The sequence below is a fragment of the Sphingomonas leidyi genome (genome assembly GCF_011761945.1).
Lineage (GTDB): Bacteria > Pseudomonadota > Alphaproteobacteria > Sphingomonadales > Sphingomonadaceae > Sphingomonas > Sphingomonas leidyi.
Window position 1 is genome coordinate 328,730 of the sequence record NZ_JAASQV010000001.1, and the last position, 9,359, is coordinate 338,088.

The 9,359-nt window shown below is 61.7% G+C and carries 15 protein-coding genes; 11 read left to right on the forward strand and 4 right to left on the reverse strand.

Translation table 11 applies throughout. The annotated features are described in order from the left end of the window. The first annotated feature begins 79 nt into the window (after nucleotides 1-79). The 3 genes from FHR20_RS22650 to FHR20_RS01795 are packed head-to-tail and all read left to right on the forward strand — an operon-like array spanning nucleotide 80 to nucleotide 1,409. Nucleotides 80-376 (forward strand): hypothetical protein, encoded by a 297-nt coding sequence (locus FHR20_RS22650; RefSeq protein WP_208413365.1) that lies wholly within the window; start codon nucleotides 80-82, stop codon nucleotides 374-376. Further along, nucleotides 377-961, forward strand: a complete 585-nt coding sequence (locus tag FHR20_RS01790) for a hypothetical protein (RefSeq protein WP_167297957.1) — start codon at nucleotides 377-379, stop codon at nucleotides 959-961. Then, nucleotides 951-1,409, forward strand: coding sequence for a pentapeptide repeat-containing protein (locus FHR20_RS01795; RefSeq protein WP_208413366.1), 459 nt, complete (start codon nucleotides 951-953; stop codon nucleotides 1,407-1,409). Before FHR20_RS01790 ends, FHR20_RS01795 begins: the two co-directional genes overlap by 11 nt. A 122-nt stretch (nucleotides 1,410-1,531) precedes the next feature. Here the strand turns inward: FHR20_RS01795 and FHR20_RS01800 are convergent, their stop codons facing one another. The 3 genes from FHR20_RS01800 to FHR20_RS01810 form a co-directional block, all read right to left on the reverse strand. Further along, entirely contained in the window at nucleotides 1,532-1,915 is a 384-nt protein-coding gene (locus FHR20_RS01800; protein ID WP_167297959.1) for a hypothetical protein, read from the reverse strand. A 479-nt stretch (nucleotides 1,916-2,394) separates the two neighbouring features. Next, the gene (locus FHR20_RS01805; protein ID WP_167297960.1) at nucleotides 2,395-2,661 is read right to left on the reverse strand and encodes a hypothetical protein; all 267 of its coding nucleotides are present in this window, start codon (nucleotides 2,659-2,661) and stop codon (nucleotides 2,395-2,397) included. Nucleotides 2,662-3,316: 655 nt separating this feature from the next. Next, nucleotides 3,317-3,802, reverse strand: a complete 486-nt coding sequence (locus FHR20_RS01810) for a hypothetical protein (protein ID WP_167297961.1) — start codon at nucleotides 3,800-3,802, stop codon at nucleotides 3,317-3,319. A gap of 615 nt (nucleotides 3,803-4,417) precedes the next feature. On the opposite strand from FHR20_RS01810, the gene FHR20_RS01815 reads away from it, so the two are divergent. The 4 genes from FHR20_RS01815 (at nucleotide 4,418) to FHR20_RS01830 (ending at nucleotide 5,636) form a co-directional block, all read left to right on the forward strand. Next, nucleotides 4,418-4,561 (forward strand): hypothetical protein, encoded by a 144-nt coding sequence (locus FHR20_RS01815; protein ID WP_167297962.1) that lies wholly within the window; start codon nucleotides 4,418-4,420, stop codon nucleotides 4,559-4,561. A gap of 69 nt (nucleotides 4,562-4,630) precedes the next feature. Beyond that, nucleotides 4,631-4,831 (forward strand): DUF5818 domain-containing protein, encoded by a 201-nt coding sequence (locus tag FHR20_RS01820; protein WP_167297963.1) that lies wholly within the window; start codon nucleotides 4,631-4,633, stop codon nucleotides 4,829-4,831. Nucleotides 4,832-4,948: 117 nt separating this feature from the next. Beyond that, nucleotides 4,949-5,140: a hypothetical protein gene (locus FHR20_RS01825; protein ID WP_167297964.1), complete on the forward strand. Its 192-nt coding sequence runs from the start codon at nucleotides 4,949-4,951 to the stop codon at nucleotides 5,138-5,140. Nucleotides 5,141-5,255: 115 nt separating this feature from the next. Continuing rightward, nucleotides 5,256-5,636 carry a hypothetical protein gene (locus FHR20_RS01830; RefSeq protein ID WP_167297965.1) on the forward strand — a complete coding sequence of 127 codons (381 nt, stop codon included), beginning with the start codon at nucleotides 5,256-5,258 and terminating at the stop codon, nucleotides 5,634-5,636. Between the two features lie 78 nt (nucleotides 5,637-5,714). Here FHR20_RS01830 and FHR20_RS01835 read toward each other — a convergent pair whose 3' ends face one another. After that, complete coding sequence (locus tag FHR20_RS01835; protein WP_167297966.1) at nucleotides 5,715-6,119, reverse strand: hypothetical protein; 405 nt, start codon at nucleotides 6,117-6,119, stop codon at nucleotides 5,715-5,717. Here FHR20_RS01835 and FHR20_RS01840 point away from each other — a divergent pair. The 4 genes from FHR20_RS01840 to FHR20_RS01855 all read left to right on the forward strand — a co-directional run bounded on the left by FHR20_RS01840 (nucleotide 6,100) and on the right by FHR20_RS01855 (nucleotide 9,296). Beyond that, entirely contained in the window at nucleotides 6,100-6,531 is a 432-nt protein-coding gene (locus tag FHR20_RS01840; RefSeq protein WP_167297967.1) for a hypothetical protein, read from the forward strand. The genes FHR20_RS01835 and FHR20_RS01840 overlap by 20 nt on opposite strands. Nucleotides 6,532-6,693: 162 nt before the next feature. Next, nucleotides 6,694-7,128 carry a DUF7684 family protein gene (locus FHR20_RS01845; protein WP_167297968.1) on the forward strand — a complete coding sequence of 145 codons (435 nt, stop codon included), beginning with the start codon at nucleotides 6,694-6,696 and terminating at the stop codon, nucleotides 7,126-7,128. 250 nt (nucleotides 7,129-7,378) lie between these two features. Then, the gene (locus FHR20_RS01850) at nucleotides 7,379-7,987 is read left to right on the forward strand and encodes a hypothetical protein (RefSeq protein ID WP_167297969.1); all 609 of its coding nucleotides are present in this window, start codon (nucleotides 7,379-7,381) and stop codon (nucleotides 7,985-7,987) included. Nucleotide 7,988: 1 nt separating this feature from the next. Next, on the forward strand, nucleotides 7,989-9,296 hold the full coding sequence (locus FHR20_RS01855) for a terminase large subunit domain-containing protein (RefSeq protein ID WP_167297970.1): 1,308 nt from the start codon (nucleotides 7,989-7,991) through the stop codon (nucleotides 9,294-9,296). Nucleotides 9,297-9,359: the final 63 nt, after the last annotated feature.

Below are 9,359 nucleotides of genomic sequence, written 5' to 3' on the forward strand. Positions count from 1 at the left end.
CGCAGCTAGGCCGAATTCAAAGCCGCCCGACCTCTAACGCCCCAGTTGCAGACATTCGGCGCTCCGATATGGTCAGCCGATGAGCGACGCATCGGAATGGGATGGCGACTGGTACGGGGTGACCAGCGAAACGGAACAGCAAGAGCTTGAGGACGAACTCGTCCAAGAACTCGCTCCGGGGCATGTCCTTTATGGAACTCACGTAGTGGCTGTGGGACGGCGGTGGCGGCGTGACGATGTTCTATTCAGGCTCGCAGACGGGCGCTATGCGCGACTTCATTTGACACGTCACAAGGAAAGCAGCCCGGCCCTTCCTACGACGGACATTTACGCCAGCTTCGACGAATGGAAGGCCTTACCGCTCGAAGATCGTTAAATGGCAGCTTTCCACCCATTCGCGGTCGCTCGGCCAGGCGACGATCGATCCAAAAGCGGTCGGGCAGCAAACGCCCCAATTGCAGCCGTTGGAGTTGTTGCTACTGTTGACCAAATGAAAGCCTGCGCAATCATTCCCGCATTTGACATGGATGCGACCGATCCACGCACACAGGCCTACATCGAGCTTGCAAGCGCCATGGTCGTGAAGACCCTGAGGCAGGGTGGCGACCACTTCCATTTCGTCGTGGATTGGCGTGATCCAGATACCGCTATTGGCAGCGTGTATAGCGAAGGCGTAGCGGAACCGCACGTGACGCAGCTCGCCGACGTTGACGCACTTACCAGTCGTGTCGCGCAGTCCGTCAATCCGAACGGTTGCCTCGGCACTACGATACGCTCGATTGCGACCTGTCGTGCCGTGACGTTCGGCTTCGACGGGCAGGCTTTCCTTTGTCTTCGCCACGAGGACGACGCCCCAGTATCGCCCGATCCATCGCTTGTTCGAGTGAACGAGGACTACGATTACCTTACTCAAACCGATTATTTTGACGGCTGGATCCGCACTGCAGTGAATGGCAGCTAACCACCCAATTGCGGACATGGCGAGGCGGCGAGCAATCCCGGTTGCGATCACCGGTTCAGCATGGCAGCACATCGGCATGATCGTCGTGCATGAAGAGATTACACAGTCCGAGTTGCTGCTACGGTATGCGTCAGGCCAGCGGCATTTCTCAAACTTGAACATCACTGATGACGGCTCGGATGCTCTAGTTGGCGCGAGGCTTGATAGTATCGAACTAATTGACAGTTTTGTTCACGCCAACTTTCGAGGGGCATCGCTGAGAAACGCGACCGTGCACGCAAACGTGAAGACGTGCGACTTCACCGATGCCGATCTTTCCGGCGCGGACTTCCAAGGGTCAGCTCTTTGCTCAACCACCTTTCTGGGTGCGAAGATGGACGGTGCAGACTTCACCGACGCCTACTACCACGGCTACGACTTAGCGGCTGGCGAGAAGCCCGACTGGTGATAGCGCTACGCTAACAACGCTTCCCGTAGGCAGCCTGTCCGCTTTCCCCCCACTCCCGGTCGTTCCGCGGTGCGGCGGCTGATCCAGAAGCCGCGGGTCGGCAAAAGCCCCAAAGGCAGCCGTCACGAAGCAGCTAGGGCATCGACGAAAGCAGTAGCTTCTCGCAGTTCCTTGGCATCCTTAGCGCCGCGCAGCATTGGCCTAAGGTGGTAGGCCAGCAGATCAGCGTCACGACTATCACGGCCCTGTGTTTCACCGAGAATGCGGATTAGCCGAGTTAGGCCCAGACGATCTCGGAACAGTCGGTAAGCGCGATCATGCGCATGGGAAGGCCCCGCAAGATACTGCTCAGCCAGACGCCGATAATCGCCTTTGCGCAGCGATATATGCTCGAGCAGAATGATCGCTTCTCCACCGCGCGGATAGCGTTGTAGTAGCCAATCGGCTGCCCTCGCCGATGACATCTCCCGCAGTTCTGCGGCATGCCCGCGCATGATCTCGTCCATGCGATTAGCCTATCATCGCAACGGCAGCTTTCCACCCATTCTCCGCGGTTCGGTCCAAATTTGACCGGCCAGAAGCGGCCTGCCCGCAAGCACCCCAATTGCGGACGTTCCTGTGCAATGCGTGAAATCCCAATTGCTACCGATCGCGGCGGGTGCGATCGAGCCGTATGAGCGAAGCGATATATGGGCCGATCATCACACTATTGGTAGCGTTGCTGTTCGGGTGGTTGCTTATTCAAGGGTTCCGCACCGGCACAGCGACGTTTGAGCAGCCAGGAATTACGTTGTCCGGAAGAAGGAAGGATCAACCGGTTCGCTTTTGGGCTGTGACAGCCCTGCTTTCCTTCCTTACCTTCTCTATGATCCTTGCTACGATTTGGCAGATATTGATCCCGGACGGGACCGGCGGCTGACGTCCGGTAACGGATATCGAAACGCCGAGGTTCATCCTCCGAAAGCTGGCGCTGCGGCCAGGAGGCTCACTTGTGTTTGAAAGTCCAGCTTCGGGCTTCGGCCTCTTCGCCGTTGATGAGGTACTTCATCGCGTGCGTTTCGCCGTTGGGCCATACGACCAGTTCGCGCTCGTTGATGAAGTCGACCTGCGCAGCATCCCCACTCTCGGGCGCATCCCAGATCAGCGTGAGCTTTTCGCCCGGTTCGAGCTCGAAGCACTCGGGCCAAGGCTCCACCGACACATAGATCGGGCTATCCTTGTTGTTTGAGAAGGTTTGCTGAACTCTGGTCATGGGTCTGGTGTACGCCGCTGCTCGCAAGGTTGCCGTTCATTGGCCCGTCAGCGGAAAAACCTCGCGACCTCTCCGTTGACGAGTATCTCATTGGGTGGGCCCCGAGAGAAATCAATTTGAACGCGCGGGGCGCCAGCCGTCTGGAATACCACGCGCGTACCGTTCACCGACATCGAGGTGTAGGGCGGCGTGGCAATCATATATTGCCCGGCATAAGCCGTGCCGCGAAATACAATTATCCGCTGGCCACCATGTCTGACGTTGCCGTTGGCCGGAAGAAACCTGTAGCGATAGTCGTAGATGGAGTATTTGTGCCCCTTCGTCTGGCCCGCTAGGGAGAAGGTAGCGTCGCCTCTCGAGCAAATCAGCGGCCCGCTAAAACCACCTCGAACGAGAGCCGATCGCATCCCGCCGAAGCAGGAAGGCGACCCTCGATCGGGCGCTGGCAATGCGACCTCGGATGCAATCATGGTCGCAGCCAGCGCCACAGCGCCCTTGAGAGGTTTTGCTAGGCTGAAGGGCAAGCGACACGTCCCGCAAAGATGGCGACTTGCCCGCGAATGTGCGCTGAAAGCCGTCGTTCGGCAAACCAACCAATCTCCGCCGCTACAGCTGAATTTTCGGCTCATGAAGCGGCCTGGTGGCTAACGCCCCACTAGCGGACGTCCTGCGTTGGGCTGGCGGTGAATTGATAGGTTGCCAACTTGCGAACGATCGAGGGCTTTGCGCTATGGAAAAAGGCAAGACAGTCGATCCTTGGCAACTCCAGTCGAGCTTCGGTCGGTCCAGACGCCAAATACCAGTCATGGAGATCGTAGAACAGCTTGACCGATCTACCGGGTGGGATCACCAGAAGGCCTGAAATCACGTCTGCCCCACGCCAAACCAAAATAGGTCGGTTGGTGTAATGCACTGGGTCGACCTCCTTGCCGCCCTGAAACAGGAGCAAACTTGGGCCCTCGACTTCGACGCGTGGAATGCAAATAGCATTGGAGCCTCGATTTCGAAGCTTGAGCACGACAGAGTCGGGCATCAACTCCGGTTGATAGCTCCAATTGACAATGAGGCGGTCGGAGGCACCTGCTTCACCGACAGGCTGTGGGAGGAGCATGAACGTGGCGGCGAGAAGGAGCGCTATCATCAACCTACTCTAGCGGACCAGCGACCGCTTTCCACCCATCGTCGGCCGTTCAGGCGCAGCTAGGCCGAATTCAAAGCCGCCCGACCTCTAGCGCCCCAATTGCGGACAGGGCCATAGTGGTGCAAACCCCAGCAATGGTCCTCGCCTTCGCATTGTCTCTTACCGCGCTGCTTTCGAGCGCTCCTGCACCCCTATCCGGGCAGGACCATGGAATCGCCTACGGCACGGCGGTGACTTTCTCGGAAGGCAAATGTTGGTTCTGGACTGGGGATGTCGGCCTGACGGCTCTCGAGTTTCGGAAGGACCTCGAAAGCCGATTTGATCGGCAACGCGCGGTCATCATTTCGCATGTCGCGAACATACCAACTCGATGCGTCGAGATGGCCCGCCGTTCGGCAGCTCGTGCGGGGTTCAAGCTTATAGAGACTGAAGTGCGGGCCGATGCTGGTCCAATCGGACCGCCTGTGAACGGCAGCTAACCACCCAATCCCAGACGTTCGGCCCGCGGGAGGCCGATTTGACGCCAGAGGCCGGCCGAAACGCCGGTTTGCGATTTCCATATCCGCATCTCGCTTTCCGAATTGCAGACATTGACTTGCGTGCTAGGCTTTGGGGATGGAGCAGGTCTATTATGCGCTGACCGAGACTTTGATCCCTTGGATTGAGGATCGTTTCGGGGTCTTGGCGGCGTGGGCTGCGACCGCGGCCCTGATCGCGCTGCCGATCGCCGGGATAGTCGCTATCGTGCTATGGATATAGCTCGATCGTGCAGCGGACCGACCTCTAACGCCCCAATTGCGGACGCTGCGTGATGGAGTATTTTGGCGAATGGCAGCAAAGCATCGGCAGGCGATTGGTGTGCTGCGACGTTTCCCGCAGAAGCAGATATATCTCGCCACCGAGCACGGTCATCTGTGGCGGCTAGAGGTCGATGATGATCGCATACTCGGGCTGGTGGGCCTGAGGGTGCAGGTGGAAGGCAGACAGCGCGGTGACCTTATCATCGTCGAGGCTATCAAACGGACGTAGCGGGCGTCCGCTTTCCACCCATTCTCAGCCATTCTGGCCCAATTTTCCGGCGCTGCGAGCTGCCGGTCGGCAAGCGCCTCACTTGCGGACATTCCAGTTGAGTGATTTGATCCGCATATGGCGGCTACCGTTTCCAAAGGTGTGTATCACCACGGCAAGCGCCATCGCTTTGAGGTCGTCGCAAAAGACGATAGCCACGAGGCGTTCAGGGCTGCTCTCATCGAATTGGACGAAAAGGTCCGCGTCTTCACGGAAGCAACCAAGCCTAAGACCACCAAGCAGTCCTTCCGAAAGCAGAAGGGCGGTTAGCCACCCATTCGCGGTCGCTCAGCCAGGCGACGATCGATCCAAAGGCGGTCGGGCGGCAAACGCCCGAGTTGCGGACGTCCGTGCCACGCCGTAACGTACTGCGTGGAGCCCATCGATGACTCAATCCGAGCGCATGAATTCCGCGTCAAATGTTTGGGAAGCCGACCCATGGGATGCTTCCGATTCAATCGCCGATGAGCAACTGGCCGGATTCAATGAAAGAGCCGCCGAGACGATCGATTGGACTTCGGTACGCAGCGCTGGGCTGTCGGTATTTGGCATTGAAAAGCAAAAACTTATTGGCGCCGACGTCGAATTTTACGCCATGCATCATGGCGAGGACATGCTGTTGATGCAGTTGGCTTGGCACGGTTTCCCTGATCCGCCCGAGTGGAGACTTGTTACGCGATCAAATCTAGGTGACGGCTCGTGGGCATCTTGGGGTTATTTCGCGAACCTGCCGGAAAACTGGCGACTGCCCCCTAACGGCAGCTAACCACCCATCGTCGGCCGTTCAGGCGCCGCTAGGCTGAATTCAAAGCCGCCCGACCTCTAACGCCCCAGTTGCAGACATTCAGCAGCAGAATATAATATCGGGATGCAACGAGATGCCGTCCTGGCCATAGTGCTTCTTCTTGGAAGCATGACGGGTTGCGCCGCGCACGAGGTAGTGAGAGATCAAAAACGGCCTCTTACCGATGAGAATTTGGAACGAGCCCGGAAACAATGCGGCATTTCGGATGCGGTTCTCGTTGACGGAAACACGATAAGGTTTTCCGGTCTTCAGCAAATCGGTAAGCCACGCCATTATGGGCAAGAATGGGCCTGCCTGAAGAGCAAGCTGCAAATGGACACTGCCCGTTTTATGACTGGCTAGTTCCGTATCCTGTCCGGTCTGAAGCGTACGGCAGCTGACCACCCAGTTGCGGGCATTGGCCGCTTGCGGCAGCGTGCCAGCTATGAGGCTCGATTCCGTCATTGCGAACCGCCACATCTTCGATGGCCATGTGAACGAAAAGCCGTTGCGGCTGCTGCTGAAATTCGCTGGCGGACAGGTGTTACGCCTTCAGGTCGCAGAAGATGGTGCGCGGATGATTGTGGACGATGGTCCGCTCGATCTCCCGTTCGATATTGGTGAATACGGCCAAGTGGACATCGCCGATATAACTCAATCACTGTGCCCGACACTTCCAGGCGTGGAGGTGTCGGAGGTGGAAGCACTGGCGTCGATGGGGCGCCGCGTCGGTGTGAGACTCACTCTCGTTGGAGAGGAAATGTTCCATTTCTGGGTTGATGACGACGAACTGCACTGGGGTGACGAAGCGGCGCTTGCCGGCCATGACTGGCGGGATGGGATAGCCCCGGAGGCATCTGAGCATATTGAAGTCTAGTGCCTGCTTCCCAACCAATTGGGGACATTCGCGTCAGGCCGGTTCGACCGCGCTGCCGAGCGGCGGCAGGTGGGCGGGAAGCGGTCCGTCCGCCCTTGTTGGCAACGGGTGGCTAGCTGCCACCAACATTGTGCTCGAAACGGGTGGCGTTCGGTTAATGCGATGACGCTGAATTACCTGCACCTGTCGCCCGGAGATACTCCGCCCCCGGCAGAGATCGGGCCCTATCGAGCAGTTCTCATCGCCGAAGAGGATGTTAGCCAAGATTGGCGAAACGAGGTGGCCTCATGGTTGGTAGCGAGCGGATGCCTCTACTTCGTCGCTTGGGGCGCGGCGTGTGAAGCTTGGCATGACACCGTAGACTGGACCGTCCTTGAGACATTCGATTTCGGTGACATACCGGACGACAGATTTGTCATGACGACATGGCATGAAAAGGAGCCGCTCTCGGAGGTGCTATGGTTTGCCGGAAATGCCGCTTCGCACCCCGATATCGACCTTCCACACACGCTGATCGTGCATATTGCGCAAACAGCGACGCGTGCCGCCATGCTGGAACTATTCTGCAAGAGCCAAGCGATGGCGGACGAGGCCTAGTCTGTCTCGCGCGACCGGCCGCTTTCGGGCGCCTGGTTGAGGTGTCGGGATGGCCAACACCAGGACGCTAGCGGAAATTGAACAAACGCCAGCGCGAGGGCTCACTCCGGCTGATCTCTCGCCAGAAGCGGGCCCTCCACTACCGGCCCATCTCCTCCCTTGACATCGCCACGCTCATATTGTACAAAACAGGAACATGCTGCTCTGCGCCTTTTGCGCCGGGCGGCATTTTTCGTTTCGGGGGTGTGCGATGGCGGATGGCGATAGGGAAAAGGACGGTGGCGGGCGCGTGGTGCGGCAGGCGCGGAACCGGAAGACGCAGGTGATCCGCACCGGCGGCAAGCGCTGGTCGCAGGCTGCGGAGCAGCGGTTCCTCGAGGAACTGGCCGCCACCGCCAATGTGCGGGCGGCAGCGGAGGCGGCGGGATTCTCGACCACCGCCATCTACCAGCGGCGGATGCGCTGGCCGGGCTTCGCGGCGGAATGGCAGGCGTGCCTGGAGCAGGGCTATGCGCGGATCGAGGCGCAGCTCGTAGCGCTCGCCACCGACAGCCTGCGGCGCGAACCGGTCACCGGGGAAGCCGCCGGCAAGGCCATGAGCGTCGCGGAAATGATGAACCTGCTCAAGCTGCACCGCGCCTCGGTGAAGGGCGGTGCGCCGCAGCGCTACGATGCCCGGGCACTGCCGCCCGACATCGAGGCGGTGCGCGCGAGCATCCTGCGGAAGATCGACGCCATCGAGCGGGGCGGCGACGCGAAGGCGCCAGGGGCAGGGCCGGGGCCGGGGGACGGAGACCTGGCGGACGGCCCGCGGGACGAGCCCCGGCCGGCAGGGGAGCGCGGCATGGGGGGAGCGTGACATGGGCATCGTGCTGCCACGGCTGGGACGGCTGAATGCGGCGCAGCGCGCGCTGCTGCTGCGGGCGCTGAGCAATGCCGAGCTGCGGGCGCTGGACGGGGATTGGGGCGAATGGGCGCATGACGGACAATGCGCGCCCGAAGGGGAATGGCGAACCTGGGTGCTGATGGCCGGGCGCGGCTTCGGCAAGACGCGGGCCGGCGCCGAATGGGTGCATGCGCTGGTGCGCGATGCGGGCGCGGTGCGGATCGCGCTGGTGGCGGCGACGATCGAGGAGGCGCGCCAGGTGATGGTGGAGGGGCCTTCCGGGCTGCTGGCGACCGCGGGGCATTTCGGCGGGCGGCCGGTGTTCGAGGCGAGCCGGCGGCGCGTGCTGTTTCCGAACGGGGCGGAGGCGGCATTGTTCTCGGGAGCGAACCCCGAGGGGCTGCGCGGCCCCGAGCATCATTTCGCCTGGTGCGACGAGCTCGCGAAATGGCGGCACCCCGCGGAGAGCTGGGACATGCTGCAGCTGGGGTTGTGCGCGGGCGCGGCGCCGCGCGCGCTGGTCACCACCACGCCGCGGGCGGGGCTGGCGGCGCTGCGCGCGATACTGGCCGATCCGGGCACCGTCGCGACGGGCGGCGCGTCCGGGGACAATCCGCATCTGCCCCGGGCGTGGCTCGCGGCGATGGCGCGTTCCTATGGCGGAACGCGGCGCGGGCGCGAGGAGATCGACGGGCTGCTCGATGCCGATGTCGCCGGCGCGCTATGGCCATCGGCATTGATCGAGGCATGCCGCGGCGCGGCGCCGGACGGGGACGCACTCGTCCGCGTGGCGATCGGCGTGGATCCGCCCGCCAGCGCCGGGGGAACCTGCGGCATCGTCGCCTGCGGTATCGACGGGAGCGGGACGGGGCATGTGCTGGCCGATCATTCGGCGAGCGGGCTGTCGCCGGAAGGCTGGGCGCAGCGCGTCGCCGCGGCGGCGGAGGCGCATGGCGCGGACCGGGTGGTGGTGGAGACCAACCAGGGCGGCGACATGGTGCGGGCGGTGCTGCGCGCGGCGGATGTGCGGCTGCCGCTGCGCACCGTGACCGCGACGCGGGGCAAGGCCGCCCGCGCCGAACCGGTGGCGGCGCTGTTCGAGCGCGGCAGCGTGCGGCTGGCCGGGCGGTTCGACGCGCTCGAGGCGGAATTGATGGGCCTGACGGCGACGGGGCGCTATCAGGGGCCGGGGCGCTCGCCGGACCGCGCGGACGCGATGGTCTGGGCGCTATGGGCGCTGATGCTGGCGGCGCCGGCGGCGCCACGGGTGCGTACCGCTTGACTTCTGCCGCCGAATCCGCTTTGGGCGCCGCTTCACGAAAAGTGACAGGCTTTGGGCGGTGGC